Annotated in this window: 18 protein-coding genes and 2 pseudogenes; 14 read left to right on the plus strand and 6 right to left on the minus strand. The window is 71.1% G+C overall.

Annotation, left to right across the window (positions count from 1 at the left end):
* Window positions 1–14: 14 nt before the first annotated feature.
* The 8 genes from ACGFNN_RS07085 (at window position 15) to ACGFNN_RS07120 (ending at window position 7,162) form a co-directional block, all read left to right on the plus strand.
* Complete coding sequence (locus ACGFNN_RS07085; protein WP_393553691.1) at window positions 15–977, plus strand: carbohydrate ABC transporter permease; 963 nt, start codon at window positions 15–17, stop codon at window positions 975–977.
* Window positions 978–992: 15 nt separating this feature from the next.
* Window positions 993–1,940, plus strand: a complete 948-nt coding sequence (locus ACGFNN_RS07090) for a carbohydrate ABC transporter permease (RefSeq protein ID WP_362666970.1) — start codon at window positions 993–995, stop codon at window positions 1,938–1,940.
* Between the two features lie 109 nt (window positions 1,941–2,049).
* A complete protein-coding gene (locus tag ACGFNN_RS07095) occupies window positions 2,050–3,684 on the plus strand; it encodes a glycoside hydrolase family 13 protein (protein ID WP_393553692.1) in 1,635 nt (544 codons plus the stop codon).
* Between the two features lie 32 nt (window positions 3,685–3,716).
* On the plus strand, window positions 3,717–4,034 hold the full coding sequence (locus ACGFNN_RS07100; RefSeq protein ID WP_362666964.1) for a cupin: 318 nt from the start codon (window positions 3,717–3,719) through the stop codon (window positions 4,032–4,034).
* Between the two features lie 127 nt (window positions 4,035–4,161).
* Window positions 4,162–5,073 (plus strand): YihY/virulence factor BrkB family protein, encoded by a 912-nt coding sequence (locus tag ACGFNN_RS07105; protein ID WP_393553693.1) that lies wholly within the window; start codon window positions 4,162–4,164, stop codon window positions 5,071–5,073.
* Between the two features lie 50 nt (window positions 5,074–5,123).
* Window positions 5,124–5,816 (plus strand): GNAT family N-acetyltransferase, encoded by a 693-nt coding sequence (locus tag ACGFNN_RS07110; RefSeq protein WP_393553694.1) that lies wholly within the window; start codon window positions 5,124–5,126, stop codon window positions 5,814–5,816.
* A 5-nt stretch (window positions 5,817–5,821) separates the two neighbouring features.
* Window positions 5,822–6,697: an ABC transporter substrate-binding protein gene (locus ACGFNN_RS07115; RefSeq protein WP_393553695.1), complete on the plus strand. Its 876-nt coding sequence runs from the start codon at window positions 5,822–5,824 to the stop codon at window positions 6,695–6,697.
* A 216-nt stretch (window positions 6,698–6,913) separates the two neighbouring features.
* Window positions 6,914–7,162, plus strand: coding sequence for a type B 50S ribosomal protein L31 (locus tag ACGFNN_RS07120; protein WP_362543800.1), 249 nt, complete (start codon window positions 6,914–6,916; stop codon window positions 7,160–7,162).
* Between the two features lie 165 nt (window positions 7,163–7,327).
* Here the strand turns inward: ACGFNN_RS07120 and ACGFNN_RS07125 are convergent, their stop codons facing one another.
* The 4 genes and pseudogenes from ACGFNN_RS07125 to ACGFNN_RS07140 form a co-directional block, all read right to left on the minus strand.
* The gene (locus ACGFNN_RS07125; RefSeq protein ID WP_362666951.1) at window positions 7,328–7,723 is read right to left on the minus strand and encodes a hypothetical protein; all 396 of its coding nucleotides are present in this window, start codon (window positions 7,721–7,723) and stop codon (window positions 7,328–7,330) included.
* 348 nt (window positions 7,724–8,071) lie between these two features.
* Complete coding sequence (locus ACGFNN_RS07130) at window positions 8,072–8,473, minus strand: GNAT family N-acetyltransferase (protein WP_393553696.1); 402 nt, start codon at window positions 8,471–8,473, stop codon at window positions 8,072–8,074.
* Window positions 8,474–9,134: 661 nt separating this feature from the next.
* Window positions 9,135–9,230, minus strand: a pseudogene (locus ACGFNN_RS07135) (IS5/IS1182 family transposase); the annotation flags it as partial.
* Window positions 9,231–9,323: 93 nt separating this feature from the next.
* A complete protein-coding gene (locus ACGFNN_RS07140; RefSeq protein WP_393553697.1) occupies window positions 9,324–9,875 on the minus strand; it encodes a hypothetical protein in 552 nt (183 codons plus the stop codon).
* A 23-nt stretch (window positions 9,876–9,898) separates the two neighbouring features.
* Here ACGFNN_RS07140 and ACGFNN_RS07145 point away from each other — a divergent pair.
* Window positions 9,899–9,979, plus strand: a pseudogene (locus ACGFNN_RS07145) (IS5/IS1182 family transposase); the annotation flags it as partial.
* 103 nt (window positions 9,980–10,082) lie between these two features.
* On the opposite strand, the gene ACGFNN_RS07150 reads toward ACGFNN_RS07145, so the two are convergent.
* Entirely contained in the window at window positions 10,083–10,652 is a 570-nt protein-coding gene (locus ACGFNN_RS07150) for a dihydrofolate reductase family protein (RefSeq protein WP_393553698.1), read from the minus strand.
* A gap of 215 nt (window positions 10,653–10,867) precedes the next feature.
* Between ACGFNN_RS07150 and ACGFNN_RS07155 the strand changes: the two genes are divergently transcribed.
* The 3 genes from ACGFNN_RS07155 to ACGFNN_RS07165 are packed head-to-tail and all read left to right on the plus strand — an operon-like array spanning window position 10,868 to window position 13,957.
* Window positions 10,868–11,815 (plus strand): carbohydrate kinase, encoded by a 948-nt coding sequence (locus ACGFNN_RS07155; protein WP_393553700.1) that lies wholly within the window; start codon window positions 10,868–10,870, stop codon window positions 11,813–11,815.
* Window positions 11,816–11,861: 46 nt separating this feature from the next.
* Window positions 11,862–13,796 (plus strand): acyl-CoA dehydrogenase, encoded by a 1,935-nt coding sequence (locus ACGFNN_RS07160; protein ID WP_393553701.1) that lies wholly within the window; start codon window positions 11,862–11,864, stop codon window positions 13,794–13,796.
* Window positions 13,793–13,957 (plus strand): hypothetical protein, encoded by a 165-nt coding sequence (locus tag ACGFNN_RS07165; RefSeq protein ID WP_393553702.1) that lies wholly within the window; start codon window positions 13,793–13,795, stop codon window positions 13,955–13,957. Before ACGFNN_RS07160 ends, ACGFNN_RS07165 begins: the two co-directional genes overlap by 4 nt.
* A 221-nt stretch (window positions 13,958–14,178) precedes the next feature.
* Here ACGFNN_RS07165 and ACGFNN_RS07170 read toward each other — a convergent pair whose 3' ends face one another.
* Entirely contained in the window at window positions 14,179–15,189 is a 1,011-nt protein-coding gene (locus ACGFNN_RS07170; protein WP_393553703.1) for a PRC and DUF2382 domain-containing protein, read from the minus strand.
* A 242-nt stretch (window positions 15,190–15,431) separates the two neighbouring features.
* Here ACGFNN_RS07170 and ACGFNN_RS07175 point away from each other — a divergent pair, with 242 nt between their 5' ends.
* Together ACGFNN_RS07175 and ACGFNN_RS07180 are read left to right on the plus strand one after the other, a co-directional pair.
* Entirely contained in the window at window positions 15,432–16,154 is a 723-nt protein-coding gene (locus tag ACGFNN_RS07175) for an adenosylcobinamide amidohydrolase (RefSeq protein WP_393553704.1), read from the plus strand.
* Window positions 16,155–16,198: 44 nt separating this feature from the next.
* Window positions 16,199–17,095 carry an NAD(P)-dependent oxidoreductase gene (locus ACGFNN_RS07180; protein ID WP_393553706.1) on the plus strand — a complete coding sequence of 299 codons (897 nt, stop codon included), beginning with the start codon at window positions 16,199–16,201 and terminating at the stop codon, window positions 17,093–17,095.
* Window positions 17,096–17,104 lie beyond the last annotated feature (9 nt).

Genomic DNA, 17,104 nt, shown 5'->3' on the forward strand with positions numbered 1-17,104 from the left:
ACCGAGGAGACACCATGTCGGCCCCCACCCTGTCCACCGGGAAGGCGAGCGCACCGCCCCCCGGGTACGACCAGCGCCCCTCCGGGCCGCACTCCGGCCGCGAGGAGTTCGTGCGCGCCCTGCGCCGCAACATCTCCGCGCACGGCTTCCTGATCGGAGCGGTGCTCTGCTTCTCCTTCTTCTCCTGGTACCCGATGGTCCGGGAGTTCGTCCTGGCCTTCCAGAAGACGGAGAACGGCGAGACGACCTGGGCCGGCTGGTCCAACCTGAGTTACGTCTTCAACGACCCGGCGTTCTGGCAGGCCTGGCGCAACACCCTGCTCTTCACGGTCCTGGCGCTCCTCCTGGGATTCGCCGTCCCGTTCGTCGTCGCCGTCGTACTCAACGAGTTCCGGCACGCACAGGGATATCTGCGTCTGCTGGTCTACCTGCCCGTCATGCTGCCGCCGGTCGCCTCGGTCCTGCTCTTCAAGTACTTCTACGACCCCGGCTACGGGCTCTTCAACCGCATCCTGGAATTCCTCCATCTGCCCGCCCAGCAGTGGCTCCAGGACCCCAGCACCTCCATGCTCTCCGTCGTCATCGCCTCGACGTGGATGAACATGGGCGGAGCCACACTGATCTACCTCGCCGCCCTCCAGGGGATACCCGGCGAGCTCTACGAGGCGGCCGAACTCGACGGCGCCGGACTGCTCCGCAAGATCTGGCACGTCACCATCCCGCAGACCAGGCTCATCCTGTCGCTGCTGCTGCTCATGCAGATCATCGCGACGATGCAGGTCTTCACCGAGCCGTTCCTGCTCACCAACGGCGCCGGCCCCGAGGGCTCCACCACGACCGTCGTCTACCTCATCTACCAGTACGCCTTCAACTTCAACAACTACGGCGGCGCCGCGGCCCTCGGGCTCGTCCTGCTGGTGGTGCTCGCGGGCTTCTCCGCGGTGTACGTACGCCTCAGCCGCAGCAGCGAAGACTAGGACGGGAGCACGACGATGGCATCCAACACGCTTGTCTCCCGGCGCGGCGCCGGCGGCAGGGCAGGCCGGCGCCGGGACATGGACCGGGGCCGGCAGCGAACCCTGATCTCACCGGCCCAGCTCGGCCGCCCACGGGGAAGGGCGCTCTACTGGATCGTCTTCGCCCTGGTCGTCGCGGCCTTCACCCTGGTGTTCCTCGGCCCCCTCTACTGGATGGTCACCGGAGGCCTCAAAGCCACCCAGGAGGTCGTGCAGAGCCCGCCGACCTTCGTCCCGTCGTCCGTCCACACCGAGAACTACACCCAGGCGTGGACGGTGATGGACCTGTCCAAGCTGCTCTTCAACACCCTCTACTACGCCTTCGGGGCGCTGGCCTTCCAGCTGGTCCTCGACGTGGCGGCCGCCTACTCGCTGTCCAAGCTCCGGCCGGTCTTCGGCAAGGTCATCCTCGGCATGATGCTCGCCACCCTGATGATCCCGGCGACCGTGCTCGTCGTCCCGCAGTACCTCACGGTCCTCGACGTGCCGATCTTCGAGCGGAACCTGCTCAACTCGCCCTGGGCGATCTGGCTCCCCTCGGTCACCAACGCCTTCAACATCTTCCTGCTGAAGCGGTTCTTCGACTCCATCCCCGGCGAACTCCTCGACGCCGCTGCCATCGACGGCGCCTCACCGATGCGCACCCTGCGCAGCATCGTGCTGCCGATCTCGCGGCCCATCCTGGGTGTCGTCTCCATCTTCGCGGTGGTCGGGGTCTGGAAGGACTTCCTCTGGCCGATGCTCACCCTGCCCGACCCGGCCAAGCAGACCCTCAACGTGGGCATCTACTCACTCTCCAACGGGGTCCCCCTGAACGTCCTCATCGCCGCGCTCACCATCGCGTCGCTGCCGACACTGCTCATCTTCCTGCTCTTCCAGCGCAACATCATGAGCGGTCTCACCGCGGGCGGCCTCAAGGGCTGACGCCCCGCCGAACCACCGTCTCTCCACCAGCACTCCGCCTCCGGCCCACCACCCGACGCCCCGTGTCCGGGCCGGGGGCGGAGTACCTCCTGCCCGAAAGGAACGTCACGTGGCAGCCATCCGTCCGACCGAGGCCACCGCACCGTGGTGGCGCGACGCCGCCATCTACCAGGTCTACGTACGCAGCTTCGCCGACGGCGACGGAGACGGCACCGGCGACCTCGCGGGAGTCCGAGCGAAACTGCCGTACCTCGTGGAACTCGGCGTGGACGCCCTGTGGTTCACGCCCTGGTACCTCTCCCCGCTGGCCGACGGCGGCTACGACGTGGCCGACTACCGGGCCATCGACCCGGCGTTCGGCAACCTCGCCGAGGCGGAGAAGCTCATCGCGGAGGCTCGTGACCTGGGCATCCGCACCATCATCGACATCGTTCCCAACCATGTCTCCGACCGGCACAGCTGGTTCCGCGCGGCCCTCGCCGCCGAACCCGGCAGCCCCGAGCGCGAGCTCTTCCACTTCCGGGAGGGGCGCGGCGAACACGGCGAGATCCCGCCCAACGACTGGGTCTCCGAATTCGGCGGCACCCCCTGGACCAGACTCGACGACGGGCAGTGGTACCTCCACCTCTTCGCCCCCGGCCAGCCCGACCTGAACTGGGCGCACCCCGCCGTCCGCGAGGAGCACGAGGAGGTCCTGCGCTTCTGGTTCGAGAGGGGGGTGGCCGGCGTACGGATCGACTCCGCCGCGCTGCTCGCCAAGGACCCCGCGCTGCCCGACTTCACCGAGGGCGTCGACCCGCACCCCTACGTCGACCGCGACGAACTCCACGGCATCTACCGCTCCTGGCGCGCCATCGCCGACCAGTACGACGGCATCTTCGTCGGTGAGGTCTGGCTGCCGGACTCCGAGCGATTCGCCCGCTACCTGCGCCCCGACGAGCTGCACACCGCGTTCAACTTCACCTTCCTCGCCTGCCCCTGGGACCCCGCGCTCCTGCGCTCCTCCATCGACGACACGCTCGCCGAGCACGCCCCGGTCGGCGCCCCCGCCACGTGGGTGCTCTGCAACCACGACGTGACGCGCACCGTCACCCGCTACGGGCGGGAGGAGACCGGCTTCGACTTCGCCGCGAAGGTCTTCGGCACCCCCACCGACCTGGAGCTCGGCACCCGCCGGGCACGCGCCGCGGCCCTCCTCTCGCTGGCGCTTCCTGGAGCGGTCTACCTCTACCAGGGCGAGGAGCTCGGCCTGCCCGAGGCGGACATCCCGCGCGATCGCATCCAGGACCCCATGCACCTGCGCTCGGGCGGCATCGACCCCGGACGCGACGGCTGCCGCGTGCCCCTGCCGTGGTCGGCCGAAGCGCCCCACGCGGGATTCGGGTCCACCGCCGAGCCCTGGCTGCCGCAGCCGCGGGACTGGGCCTCCTACGCCGCCGACCGGCAGGCGACGGACCCCGCGTCCATGCTCAGCCTCTACCGCGAGGCGCTGGCGCTGCGGCGCACCGAACCGGGTTTCGCCGCGGCCCCCGGCGAGACGGCGTCCGGCCGGCTGGACTGGCTGCCGTCCGGACCGGACGTCCTGGCGTTCGCACGCACCCACGGACTGATCTGCGTCGTCAACCTCTCGTCGGACCCCGTGGAGCTGCCCGCCCACGACACGGTCCTGCTGACCAGCGCCCCGCTCGACGGCTCGGGCAGACTTCCCGCCGACGCCGCCGCCTGGCTGCGAGGGGAGGGATAGCGGGGCGGCGGGGGCTGTTGCATGGTGGTTCCATGGACGATCTCAACGCTCTCGCCGACGAGCACCTGGCCGCGGCCCGTGCCCACGCGCACGGGCGCAGCGCGCACCTGCTGCTGCGCCAGGAGCCACTGCGGCAGACGGTGATCGCGCTCACCGCGGGCTCCGCGCTCGACGAGCACAACGCGCCGCCCGCCGCATCGCTGCAGGTGCTGCGGGGCGCGGTCCGTATCACCGCCGGTTCCGGCGACGTGGAGCTGGCGGCGGGCGGCCTGCACCCCATCCCCCAGGAGCGGCACGGGCTGCTGGCCCTGGAGGACGCGGTGGTGCTGCTCACGGCGGTCAACGACTGAGCGGACCTGGAGTACACCCGAGGGATCGAGGCATGAGAGAAAGGGGGCGGCCGAGGCGTCGGAGCAGCAGCTGTGACGCCCGGCCCGTCCGCATCTCCCCGCCCTCCTACGTCCCCGGAGTACCCGCGTGCCCAGCAGGACCCCCACCCCCCTCGCGGACCACCCACCGCGCTCGGGCGGGAACACCACCACGGCGAGGCGGTGGCGCACCGCTCTGCGCCGCACCCCCGTCTCGCTGTGGAACGACGACCTCTCCGACTGGGCGGCGGCCCTCACCTACTACGCGATCCTCGCGCTCCTCCCGGCCCTCCTGGTCACCGTCTCCGTGATCGGCCTCGCGAACCCCGGCGCGACGAACGCGCTGATCGCCGACATCACCGCCTTCGCCCCTGCCGAGTCGGGGGCGGCTCTGCGCCGCCCCCTGGAAGCCGCGACCCACGAGCGCACCGCGGTCTGGCTCCTCGTGGCCACGGGGAGCGTGAGCGCCGTCTGGTCCGCCTCCAGCTATCTGGCGGTCTTCAGGCGCGCGCTGCACGCCATGCACGACGTCAAGGACACCAGGCCGCCGCTGCGCCAGGCGCCGATCATCGTCGCCTCGGCCGTGGGTCTTCTCGTCCTGCTGATGGCCAGCGCCTTCGCCCTCGTCCTCACCGGACCCCTGGCACGCTGGCTCGGCGGGCGGCTCGGCCTGGAACAGGCCGGCGAGGCCCTCTGGGCGGGCCTCAAATGGCCGGTGCTGCTCTGCCTGGTCGCCTGCCTCATCGTCGTGCTCTTCAACACCGGCCCACGCTCCGCGCGCGGTGTGCGGCCCGGCCTGCCCGGGGGCGTCCTCGCCGCGACGCTCTGGCTCATCGCGTCCGCGGGCTTCGCGCTCTACGCCACGCACATCGGCAGCTACAGCAGGCTGTACGGCTCGCTGGCCGGGCTGGTGGTCTTCCTGATCTGGATCTGGTTCACCAACCTGGCGCTCCTGGCGGGTGCCCAGTTCAACGTCGAGCTGGCACGGACCGGTGCGGGGGAGGGGAGCGAACCCTCCTGAGGCCCTCCGGGGCCTTGTGGGAGCGCTCCCAAAGAGGGAAGGATGGGGCGATGACGAGCACCCCGTACGTGCGTCCCTACCGCCCGGCCGACCGCGAGGCTCTCGCGGACATCTGTATCCGCACGGCGGACGGCGGAGGTGACAGCACCCATCTGTACCCGGACCCCGGCCTCATGCCCGCTCTGTTCGCCGAGCCCTACGCCCACCTCGAACCGGACCTGGCCTTCGTCCTCGACGACGGTTCGGGGCGCGCGGTGGGCTATGTCCTGGGAACGGCGGACACGCGGCGGTTCGTCGAGCGGTTCCGGACCGTCTGGATCCCCCGGGTGACGGAGCGCTTCCCCGAGTCCGACGGTGAACCCGGCACCCTCACCGAGGCGATGACGGCCCTTCTGTACCGCCCCGAACGCATGATTCTTCCCGAGCTGGACGGCCATCCCGCCCACCTGCACATCGACCTGTTGCCGCCGTGGCAGCGCCGGGGATTCGGCCGGGAACTCATGGGCGCCTTCCTGGACGCCCTTCACGGGAAGGGCGTCCAGGCCGTCCATCTCTCGATGGTCACCTCCAACTCACCGGCCAGGGCCTTCTACGACCGGCTCGGATTCGAGGTGATCGACGTACCCGATCCGGGACCGCTCACCTATCTCGGACGCCCGACAACGGGTGTGGAGCCGACGGGGTGGGCAGGTAGTGGGTGGCGAGCCCGGGAGAGGGCCCGGACCGCCGGCATGGAGGGGTGAGTGGCATGACCGACGAGAACGCCTGGAGCTTCGCGGACGACCGTGGGCAGCTGGCGGTGGCGGACCGCCCGCCGTCCCGGATCCTCGCGTACGTCCAGGCGGGTGCGACGCTCTGGGACCACGGGATCCTTCCGGAAGGGATCTTCGGCTCGGGGCACGACGGAGCGGAGCCGGACCGGGCGAAGACCGGCAGACTTCCGCTGGAGCGGGTGGACTACCGCGGCGCGGGTGACAGTCTGGACGTGGACACGCTGTTACGCGGCGGCCCGGACCTGGTCGTCGCGGTCAGTTACGGACACGGCCAGCTCTACGGACTGGACCCTGACACCGCCAAGCACCTGGAGGAACGCGTACCGGTCGTCGTGATCGACGTCGGCCAGGCCCGCACACTGGACCGCGTCACCGAGCGGTTCGCCGAGCTCGCCCGTTCGCTCGGCGGAGCTCCGGCGGCCGAGGCCGCGGGGGAGTCGAACGGTGCTCGCGAGCGCCTGCGCGCGGCCGCCGCGGGAGCGGGCACGAGGGTGGTGGCGCTCTCGCCCGCGAGCCCGGACCAGGCGTACATCGCCCGCCCGCAGATGTGGCCCGAGCTGCGCGTACTGGCGGAACTCGGGGTCGAATTGGTGTCCCCTCCCGATGGTGCCGGTGTCAACTGGGCCACCGTCGACTGGGCGGACGCGTCCGCCCTCGAACCTGGTCTGGTCCTGACGGACATCCGGTCCAACGCGTTCCCGCTCGACGCCGTCACCGATCCCGTCTGGACGCGGACCGGGGGAGCTCTGCGCAGGGTGCCGTGGAATCCGGAGCCGTTGTGCAGTCCGCAGGCGCACGCGCGGTTCCTCGGGCAGGTGGCGCAGGCGCTGGAGGCATCGCGGGACGACTGAACCGCTGAGCCGATCGGAGCACCCGGGGGCGGGCGCAGGTGCTCCGCGCGCGGTCCTTCGGGCGAACCGGCCAGGCCTTCCGCATCCGGTACCGGCGCCACCGTCACCGGGTGAGCGGACGGCTCCGTGCTCCGTACGGACGACGCGGATCGCGCGGCCCACGCCCGTCGGGGAGGCTGACCGGGTCCGCAGAGATCCGTGAGCCCTGGAGCAGCCGTGCAGCAGGCCAAGCACCCCTCGTACCGTCCCGTGGTCTTCCGGGACCGGTCCGCCGGTTACGCGTTCCTGACCCGGTCCACCGCGTCGAGCGAGCAGAGCATCGAGTGGGACGACGGAAACAGCTACCCGGTCGTCGACGTCGAGATCTCCGCCGAGAGCCATCCCTTCTTCACCGGCAAGGCGCGCGTGGTGGACGCGGAGGGGCAGGTCGCCAAGTTCGAGCGGCGCTACGGCGACGGGGCGTAGGTGGTCGGCGGACGGGACGTGGGAGCGAAATCTCCGGGCCGTCCGGACCGACGCCGATGTGGAGGGCCGGATCGGCCCCGACAGGCTGGTGGACGGCCGCGTACCCGGCCCGACCATGTCGGCGGAGACAAGGCCCATTCGTCACGGTGCAGTGAAGCGCATGATTCAGAGGTCCTCGGCACCTGGGTAGTGCCGGCGAAGTTCCCTGAGTACGCGCTCGTCGACAGCCCGGACATCCCACGACGAGCTGTCGAATTCGGTCAGGACGAGCATCAGCTCGTCCTCGGCGAACCCGCGAGCTTCGGCGTCGATCAACTGCAGCGAGGGGGTCGTCAACGACAACAGCGTCAACGTGTCCATCCCTGCGTCGGCGGACCTGCTCGCCATTTCGACACAGCGAGGATCGACGATCTCGTCGAACTCGACACGCCACGTCAGGTCCAGGCCGAAGCTGCCGAGGCGAACCAGTAGCTCGGCCAGGGTCACGTAGTGCTCTCCGTGCCAGGCAGGAAACGTGATCCCCTTCATCCCCGCCTCTGCCTCGGCTGTCTCGAGAGCCATGCGCACCCCTTCCGTTCAGCGAACAGTAGGTCACGTCCCTCGTCAGCTCGGACGGCCCATCGGACAGGCCCTGGTTGTACCGCCCTGCGCGGAGTCGTGATCGGCTTCCCGGTAGGACGTTCGCGTGGCGAGACGCGAACTCGGTGATGACGATTGGGTGTTGGAGGAGCCGTTGCTGCCGATAGGCGAGTGCGGGCCGTATCCGCACCGGCTGCGGGACCAGTTCGAGGGCGCGATCCGGCGGTTCCGTACCGGGAGTCAGCGGTGTGAGATGCAGGCGGAGCTCGGGGTCGTCAACGGTCGACGACCGGTCCCGCCGGTGGCGTGACACCGAGGTGGTCCAGGCCTTCATGGAGGCTGAAGAGCGAGCTTGAACCCATCGTGACTGCGAGCGAAGCCCGGCCCGTCATAGAAGCGGTGCGCGTCCTCGCGCCGCTTGTTGCTCGTCAGCTGGACAAGCGCGCAGCCACGCGTGCGGGCCCTCCCGATCGTGCGCCCCATCAAGATCCGTCCGAGCCCGCTGCCTCGACGGTCCGCGCGGACCCGCACCGCCTCGATCAGGGTCCGCTCAGCTCCGCCCTTGCCCAGCCCCGGGATGTACGTCACCTGCAGACAGCCGACCACCCTGCCTCCGTCACCACGGTCGTCGACGCCCTCGACCAGGACCAGAACTTCGTTACGCGGGTCCGCGTCGATCGCCGCGAAGGCCTGCTCGTACGCCTCGGCAATGACGAGCGTCGCCGGGTCCACCACTCTCCTCGTCAGCGAGCAGAGCGAGCACCGCGGGCAGGTCGGCGCGTGCCGCAGGGCGCAGCGTGAGAGCGGCCGTGCGGGCAGATTCAGGGGCAGCTGACATGACCCGACCATAACCGCCGCCGCATCGGAACTTGCCACCCTGCCCTGATCACGACTCCGCACAGGCCCCGGGGGCAGAATTGGACCGACTCCGGGTCGTTACTCGCGCAGAGCTCGTGGTGATGAGCCGTTCCATCACTCGCTCGGGCAGTGCCGGGTTTGCCGCGGCGTCCGGGGCGAGGGATCCGTCGGGGGCGTCGATGAGGCTTTCCAGGACGGGGAGGGCCAGAGCGGGGTGGGCGGCAACGCGACGCCGAGTGTCAAGATCCTCGGATGCCAGGCAGAGCAGCAGTGTCTCGGACAGTGCCGCCGGGTGACGGGCGATCTCTTGCAGCGCGCGCCTGGTGCCGGCTGGGTGCTCCGCCATCCATTGCAGCAGGGCGGAGGGACAGCTGGGGTGGCGGGCGACCGCGGTGAAGACCCGCGGCCCGTGCCGTTCGACAATTTCGGCGAGCCGTTCGCGCACTCGACATCGGCGACCAGTCCTAGAGCTTTTCCGTGGGTCATCTGTGGGCCCAGATGAGGATCGCCGCGAGGTGGAGTGCGGCCCGGTAGGCAATCGTTCCCAAGTGCCATCCACGACCCACCTGATCAGTCGTTTGTGGGCGGTCTGGAACGAGCCGAGCTCGTCCGGCGGGTCCTGCCGGGGCGCGCTGCCACCGTCGAAAGAGTCCTGGACCGGCTGCCGCGGACGGACGGTACTCAGGAGGCAGATTCCGAGCAGCCTGAAGAGCTGGTGAGGTGCTCAGCCGGCGGTTCGTGAGGTGTCCAGGGACCGGGTGAAGTCGGCGAGTGCGTGGAAGTCGGTTTCTCGAAGGCCGATCCGCGGGTTGACGTGGTGGAGGAGCCCTGGCCCTTGGTGATGGGCGGTCACGTAGGTCTGATCCAGCTCGCTCTGCTCGTCATCCACCCAGGCGAAGGGACGGCCGCCTGCGTAGTTCACCAGCGGCCCGGTCTTCCAGTGGACTCCATCGGGGCGTTCCTGGAGCAGGACGTCGCCGAAGTCGACGAAGGGAAGTGCCGGCAGACCGAGGACTGGCGCGATCCACCGGTTGGCATCGTCCATCCATGTGGTAGCCCAGCACAGCTCGAAGCCGAGCTGGAGCAGGAGTCGTCCGTGCTCTGGGTTGAGCCAGACACGTAGGGGGCGTCGTCGAAACGAAAGGCCCTTGTCGACCTCATGGGCGTCGTTGCGGGGGACTCGGATTGTGGTGTAGCCGTCGGGTCGCCTCTCCGGCTTGGCCGCGTAAGGGTTGAGCGGCCCGTCCACGTCGAGGAACAGCAGCGGTCGGTTCACGGCTTCCCCCGGTCTTTCTCACTACCGTGCTCATCGTGGACGGCGCTCCGGTCCCTACCCGCGACCACACTGTCGCGGAGCGGTCACCTCGACGGCGATGTGCCCGTCGGTCTGTCCGCCGTTCGGGGTACGGCCGGCGCGGGGCAGCGTGACCCCGGGCCGTCGTTCCGTCGCGACGGAACGACGGACGTGCCGGAAACCATCACATCATGCGGTAGGCCGCGTGGGCCGGTATCGCTGGGCCACCGCCCCCGACCGGAACTCCTGGCGGTCCACGAGCTCGAGCTGGACGCGCTCGCCCAGACCGGCGAGCAACGTCGGCCCGTGTCCGGCCAGGACCGGCTGTACGAGGAACTCGTACTCGTCGATCAGTCCGAGGTCTGCCAATGCCAGGGGAAGAGTCACGCCGCCCACCCACAGGCCGCCGCCCGACTCCTGCTTGAGCCGCCGAACCGCTTGCCCGAGGTCACCTCGCACCAGCTCGGCATTCCAGTCGACCCCGCTCAGCGTGCCCGACACGACGTACTTCTTCGCCCGGTCGATGGCTTCGGCGAAGGGGATCTCCCACTCATCCATCCACTCGGGCCACACGCCCGTGGCCGGCTTCCGCCACGCCGACTCCATCATCTCGTAGGTCACCCGGCCGAGCAGCAGCGCATCGGCTCGCTCCATCTCAGCGGTCCAGTAGCGCATGGACTCCTCGTCCGGGGGGAGCCCCGCCTCGTGATGGCAGCAGCCGTCGAGCGTCACGTTGATCGAGTATCGAAGCGGTCTCATCCTGTCGCTCTCCCTTGATGTACGCCCCGCGTCCACCGGACCGTACACGGACTCCGCGCGGCACCGGGCGCGCCGGTCCGAGGCGTCGGCAACGCCGCAGACCGCTGCACCAGGCCCGGGTGCCACACCCGGCGGCGCCCGGGGGAGAATCGGGCGCAGCGCTTCCGTGACCGCCGTGCCCCGGCACTCCGCCCGCTCTCCAGGAGACCGCTCTCATGTCCGACAGCCCCGCCCTGCTGGTCATCGGCGAATGCGTGGCCGACGTCGTCCGGCTGCCGGGCGAGCCGGACCGGACCCACCCCGGGGGCAGTCCCGCCAACGTCGCGTACGGCCTGGCGAGGCTGGGGCGCGACACGACCCTGGTCACCCAGTTGGGGCAGGACCCGGACGGGCGGCTCATCGAGGAGCACCTCTCCTCGGCCGGGGTCCGGGTGCTCACCGACGGCCGCGGCGGGCCCACCCCCTCCGCCACCGTCGAACTCGACGCCGCCGGCCGGGCCACCTACACCTTCGACATCGGCTGGACCCTGGGGCCGGTGGAGCCCGGGACACCGGCCGACCACGTGCACACCGGTTCCCTCGCCGCCGCCGTGGAACCGGGGGCCGACACCGTACTGGACCTGATCCGCCCGCTCCGGACGCACGCGACGGTCAGCTACGACCCCAACGTGCGGCCGGCGCTGATGGGGGACCGGGCGCGCGCCGTCGACCGGGCGGAAAGCCTCGTCGCGCTCAGCGACATCGTCAAGGCCAGCGACGAGGACTTGCGGTGGCTGTACCCGGACGAAGCCCCCGAGACGGTGGCGGCGCGATGGCTGGGTACCGGACCCGCCGTCGTCCTGGTCACCAAGGGCGAGGGAGGCGCCTTCGCCCTCCTGCCCGGGGCGTCCGTGGGGATCGGCGCGCAGAGCGTCCCCGTCGCCGACACCGTGGGAGCGGGCGACGCATTCATGTCGGGCACTCTGCACGCCCTGGCCGGGCGAGGACTCCTCGGGGCGCCCGGCCGTGACCGGCTCCGCACGCTGGACCCCGAGGTGCTGGGCGAGGTGCTGCGCCACGCGGTCGCCTCGGCCGCCGTGACCGTGGCGCGGGCGGGCGCGCTTCCCCCGGACGCGAACGAACTGGCCGCCGCCCTGATCAGCGCACCGGTTCCCGAGGGGTAGCGGGGGAAGGGGGTGTCCTCGCCCCTGCCGCGGTCGTTGATCCGACATGACCGCGACCCTCACCGACACCGCCCCCGACTCCACCACCGAACAGCTCACCGGCGTCCTCCTCGGTCCGGATCTCCGCCGCGAACACGGCTTCTGGCGACGGCTGATCAGCACAGAACCGTTCCGTCGGCCCTCCGGTGGAACCCCCGAGGAGCGGCTGGAACTCGCCTACGAGCGCCTGCGGATCCTCAACCGCTCCCTGGACAGCGGGGCGCGGCTCGCCTCCGACCCCCGAGCGCTCGCCGCCCTCCATGCCTGGCTCGGTCCGGTCGATCCCGCGCTGACCACCGTGGCGGGAATCCACTACAACCTCTTCCTCGGCAGTCTTCTCGACCACGACCGCGCGGGCCTTCGCGATCTCTCGGACTACCTGTCGATGCGTCGTATCGGGACCTTCCTCTGCACGGAGGTGGCGCACGGCAACAACGCCGCCGCGATGGAGACGACGGCGACGTACGACCGCGAGCGGGACGGGTTCGTCCTGCACACCCCGAACGCGGGTGCGCAGAAGTTCATGCCCAACACCAGCCCGGCGGGCGGCGCCAAAACCGGACTGGTCGCCGCACGTCTGGTCGCCGACGGAGCCGACCACGGGGTACGCCTCTTCCTGGTGCCGCTCACCGACGAGGTACGCGCGCTCGCCGGGGTCCGGGTGCGGCGGCTGCCGGCCCGGATGGGCAGCCCCGTGGACCACTGCCTGACGTCGTTCGACCGGCTGTTCGTCCCGAGGGACGCCCTCCTCGAGTCGGGCGACGAAACAGGCGGACAGGGGAAGCCCTCTGCTGGGCCGGGGAAGTCCCCCACCGGGCCGGGGAAGTCCCCCACCGGGCCGGGAAAGTCCCCCACCGGGCCCGGCGAGTTCCGTACCGGGCCCGGCGACAGGAGGCGGCGCTTCCTCACCTCGATCGGCCGGGTCACCCCGGGGCGGATCGCCATGAGCGCCTGCGCCGCCGGCTCGGCCCGCGCGGCCCTGGCCGTCGCCGTGCGCTACGGCGGCCATCGGATGATCTCGGGCAGCCGGGGCATGCCTCCGGTCGCGGTGAACGCCTACCGGACCCACCACGGTCCCCTCGCCTCGGCCATGGCAACGGTCTTCGCCATGACGCTGCTCTCCCGCAGGGTGCAGGAGCGCTGGGACGCCTGTACGGACGAGGCCGGCCGGACGGAGGCGGAACGCCTGGTCGACGTGGCCAAGGCGTGGATCACCTGGCGGGCCCGTGAGGTCATCGTCGAGAGCCGTGAACGCTGCGGTGCGCAGGCCCTGCTGGAGAACAACGGCATGACCGAACTCGTCACGGGGGTGGAGGGAGCCATCACCGCGGAGGGCGACAACATCGCCCTCTACGCGAAGGCCGCCGCCGACATGCTCCTCGCCCCCGAGCCCGGCCGTCACTGCCGGCCTGAGCCGGGGTCCCGGCCGGGCGACCTCGCCGATCCGGCCGTCCTCGGCGAACTGCTCGCCGCGGTCCAGGACATCTGGTTCGCACGCGCCGGCGAACGCGCGCTGCGGGCGTCCCCCGCCGACACCATGGGGCAGTGGAACGCCGCCTCGGGCGCGGGCCTGCGCGGTGTGGAGGCCTACGCCTACCACCAGGCGTTCCAGGCATTCACGGAGGCCCGCGCCACGTTGCCCGAAGGGGCCGCGGGGGACCGGCTCGGCGAGTTGCAACGGCTGTTCGCGGTCGAGTGGGTGGCACGGAACGGCGGTGACCTCCTGGCATCCGGCCTCCTGACAGCCGAGCAGGTCGACGCGCTCCCCGGCGCCGCCGAGGAACTGATCTCGGCCGTCGCCGCCCATGCCCCTGAACTGGCCGACGCCTTCGCCCTCCCCGAGGAGCTGCTCGCCGACTGGCCGATCGCCGGGCCCGGTTACGCGGACGCCTACGACGACCCGACGGCAGCCTGGAACGACCCGCGCGAGGACGCCCGATGAGCGGTGGGCGCGCCCGCCTGGCGGCGCGTCTGGGGCAGCGGCTGGAGCTCCTGGGGCTACGGGTCGTCCTCCTGGGCTACTGGGGAACGCTGTCCGTGCTGGCCCACCGCGCCGGGAGGCCGCGCACCGGCAGCGGCGAATCGGTTCGCCTCCCGCGCTGACCGGGTGGCGGCCGGCAGCCGGACCTCGTGACCGCCTCCCGTGTACCGGGTGCGCGCGGTGACGCCGGAGAGTCCGGAGCGCCGGCCGTCGGTACGGTTCCCGCCGGGGCCGACTCCGGCACCCTCCCGGCCGCGCCCGGGCGGACGAGGGGGCGGGCCCGTGAACCACCGGGTCCGCCCCTCGCTTCTGTCACGCGGCCTTTCGCCGCTTTCCGAGGGGGTCAGCGACGACGTCCCTGGCCGAACTCGCCGCCCGTGTCCTTGTCGCTGCCCATCTCCTTGCCGTCCGCGTAGTCGATCTTCTCCTTGCGGAGTTCGGCGGAGACTTCCTTCTGCTCGGTGACCTTGCTGGTTTCGAGACGGACCCGTTCCACCGGGACGGCCTCCTTGCGGACGGTGGCTCGTTCGGCGTGCAGGGTGACTTCGACGTCCTGCTCACCGAGCTGGCCCTTGGTGGCCGCTCCCTTCTCGCCCGGCTGCAGAGGCTCACGCACCACGCGCACCTCCTCGTGGGACACCGGCACCGTGCGCGTGACGTTCTCCGTCACGACGTACTTGTGCAGGCGCGCCGTGCCGCTCTCGTACTCCTCCGTCCCGACCTGGAGCTGCTCCTCGGACCGGATCATCTCCTCGCGGCCACCTGCGCCTGCGGCGGACCGCTCCGCGCCGGCACCCGCGAGCGGACGCGAGGTGGACGAGGCGTCCATGTCGCGGTGCCGACCGGTTCCGGCGCCCGCACCGGCAGTGGTGCCCGCGGCGCCCATGCCCGCCTTGGTTCCGGTGGGCTTGGGCTGGCCGGTGTTACGGGCCGTGCCTGCGGCCCCGGCGGCTCCGGCCGCACCCGCGGCGCCCATGGCGGCCGTTCCGGTCCCGGAGGTCGTGCGTGCGTCGCCGCCCGCACCGGCTCCCTTCCTGGTCATGCCGTAGTGCCGGTAGAGCTCCTCCTCCTCCGATACGGAGAGGTGCGCGTCCGCGTCCACCCGAGGCGCGTCCTTGACGCTGTCCTTCGGATGCGAGACGTGCAGGTCGGAGCCCACACGGCGAGCCCCGGCAAGCGGTACGAAGCTCTCCTTCATGCCGAACATGCCGGTCTTGACCGTGATCCAGTCGGGCTTGCCGGTGTCGTCGTCGACGTACACCCGTCCTACCGCTCCGACCTTTTCACCGTCGCTGTCGTAGACGGTCAGACCGTCGAGTTCTCCGGAATCCGTGAAACCGTCAGCGGCTCCCATGGCCGATTCCTCCTCGCCCGGGCGCGTCCTGTGGGTGGGTCCAGCAGGGGAGGCGCGTCCGGATTCCATCGCGCCTCACCCGCATGGACGGTGCAACTTCCCGGTCCTCGCGGTGAGCGGCCCCGGACACCTGGGAGGGGCGGTGGCCCCGCTCCACGCCGTTATCCGCCCGCCCGCTGCATTAGGCCATTCGGGTGATGGCCCGGAGGTGGGCGCCGGATTCCGCGAGCTGACCGGCCCGTATGATCAACGCTCTGCCGAAGGGGTCGGCAGGCCCGTCACGGGGGGGGTGTGCCATCGGATCCTCAGGTATCTCGCTGCCCCGGCAGCGAGGAGAACTGCACTCCCGCGAGGAGCACGGCTCTTCGCTGCACCATCTGGTCTGGCGTCTCGGGCCCGGCTGGCGGGTGTGCAGCAGCGCGGTGCTCGGCGGCGGGATCGGAACGCGCGGCTGGATCCTGAACGCCCAGGTCCCTGGCGGGTACCCACGGCTCGATCCCGACCGGCACCTCGCGGAGATCGCGGCGGCCGAGTCGCTCGACGGCCCGGGAGCCGGGCTGATGACCGCGGCGGACGTCACCGACCGCACCGTCGCGGAGGACGGCGGCGCGACGGCCACGGTCACCAGCGGCCTCGGTGTGCGCGGATGGGCCGCCGCCCCGGCCGAGGGCAGCGATGCCGCACTGCCCCCGGGCACTGTCAACATCGTCGTCGTCCTGCCCGAGCCGCTCTCCGACGCCGCTCTCGTCAACGCAGTGGCCACCGCCACGGAGGCCAAGGTCCAGGCCCTGCTGGAAGCCGGGATGGACTGCTCCGGTACGCCGACCGACGCGGTCTGCGTGGCGGCCCCCGACCCCGCCGGGCTGCCCGGTGAATCGTTCGCAGGACCGCGCTCCCGCTGGGGCGCGAGACTCGCCAGGGCCGTGCACAGCGCCGTCCTGGAGAGTGCGCTGCGGCACTCTTGAGGCCCGGCCGGTCCGAAGCCGTACCCAGCGACGAAGGGAACCTCATGACCACCGCATCGCCCGCCGACACCCCGCCGGGGACACCGGTCGTCGCCGTCCTCGGCACCGGGATCATGGGATCGGGCATGGCCCGCAGCCTGCTGAGGGCCGGACTCCCCGTCCGGGTCTGGAACCGAACGCGTTCCCGCGCCGAGCCCCTGTCCGCCCACGGCGCCCTCGTGACGGACACGGCCGAGGAGGCGGTGCGCGGGGCCGATGTCGTCCTCACAGCGCTGAACGACGGCCCGGCGGTCGCCGATACGTTCCGTGACGCCACTCCCGGGCTGCGGCCCGGGCAGGTCTGGCTGCAGAGTTCTACCGTCGGAACCGACGCCACGACGGACCTCGCCCACCGGGCCGCAGGACTGGGACTCGTCTACCTCGACGCACCCGTCTCCGGCACCAGGCAGCCGGCCGAGCAGGGCTCCCTCACCGTCTTCGTCTCCGGTCCCTCCAGCGCCCGTGCCACCGTGCTCCCGGTCCTGGAGGCCATCGGGCAGCGGACCCTCTGGGTCGGTGAGGAACCCGGAGCGGCCACCAGGCTCAAGCTCGTGGCCAACACCTGGGTGATCAACATGGTCAACGCGGTCGCGGAGTGCCTCAACCTCGCCGAGGGGCTGGATCTCGACCCTAGGCTCTTCCTCGACGCGATGAAGGGCGGACCACTGGACACGCCGTACCTCCAGGGCAAGTCCGCCGCGGTCCTCTCCGGCGACCTCAGCCCCAGCTTCGCGCTCTCCACCGCGCTCAAGGACACCCGGCTGATCCTCGAGGCCGCCGAGGCCGCCGGGCTGACGCTCGACCTGGTCGAAGCCTCCGCCGAGCGGTTCACCCGGGCACAGGCGGCCGGCCACGGTGACGAGGACATGATCGCCACGTACTACGCCGGCCGGCGTCCGTGACCCCACGCC

The organism is Streptomyces sp. NPDC048590, from assembly GCF_043199535.1.
In the GTDB taxonomy this organism is placed as follows: domain Bacteria; phylum Actinomycetota; class Actinomycetes; order Streptomycetales; family Streptomycetaceae; genus Streptomyces.

Excerpts from the sequence above, each read along its gene's own strand:
- ACGFNN_RS07085 (WP_393553691.1), top strand. The coding sequence starts at position 15 with ATGTCGGCCCCCACCCTGTCCACCGGGAAGGCGAGCGCACCGCCCCCC.
- ACGFNN_RS07090 (WP_362666970.1), top strand. The coding sequence starts at position 993 with ATGGCATCCAACACGCTTGTCTCCCGGCGCGGCGCCGGCGGCAGGGCA.
- ACGFNN_RS07100 (WP_362666964.1), top strand. The coding sequence starts at position 3,717 with ATGGACGATCTCAACGCTCTCGCCGACGAGCACCTGGCCGCGGCCCGT.
- ACGFNN_RS07110 (WP_393553694.1), top strand. The coding sequence starts at position 5,124 with ATGACGAGCACCCCGTACGTGCGTCCCTACCGCCCGGCCGACCGCGAG.
- ACGFNN_RS07115 (WP_393553695.1), top strand. The coding sequence starts at position 5,822 with ATGACCGACGAGAACGCCTGGAGCTTCGCGGACGACCGTGGGCAGCTG.
- ACGFNN_RS07125 (WP_362666951.1), bottom strand. The coding sequence starts at position 7,723 with ATGGCTCTCGAGACAGCCGAGGCAGAGGCGGGGATGAAGGGGATCACG.
- ACGFNN_RS07150 (WP_393553698.1), bottom strand. The coding sequence starts at position 10,652 with ATGAGACCGCTTCGATACTCGATCAACGTGACGCTCGACGGCTGCTGC.
- ACGFNN_RS07155 (WP_393553700.1), top strand. The coding sequence starts at position 10,868 with ATGTCCGACAGCCCCGCCCTGCTGGTCATCGGCGAATGCGTGGCCGAC.
- ACGFNN_RS07160 (WP_393553701.1), top strand. The coding sequence starts at position 11,862 with ATGACCGCGACCCTCACCGACACCGCCCCCGACTCCACCACCGAACAG.
- ACGFNN_RS07165 (WP_393553702.1), top strand. The coding sequence starts at position 13,793 with ATGAGCGGTGGGCGCGCCCGCCTGGCGGCGCGTCTGGGGCAGCGGCTG.
- ACGFNN_RS07170 (WP_393553703.1), bottom strand. The coding sequence starts at position 15,189 with ATGGGAGCCGCTGACGGTTTCACGGATTCCGGAGAACTCGACGGTCTG.
- ACGFNN_RS07175 (WP_393553704.1), top strand. The coding sequence starts at position 15,432 with ATGATCAACGCTCTGCCGAAGGGGTCGGCAGGCCCGTCACGGGGGGGG.
- ACGFNN_RS07180 (WP_393553706.1), top strand. The coding sequence starts at position 16,199 with ATGACCACCGCATCGCCCGCCGACACCCCGCCGGGGACACCGGTCGTC.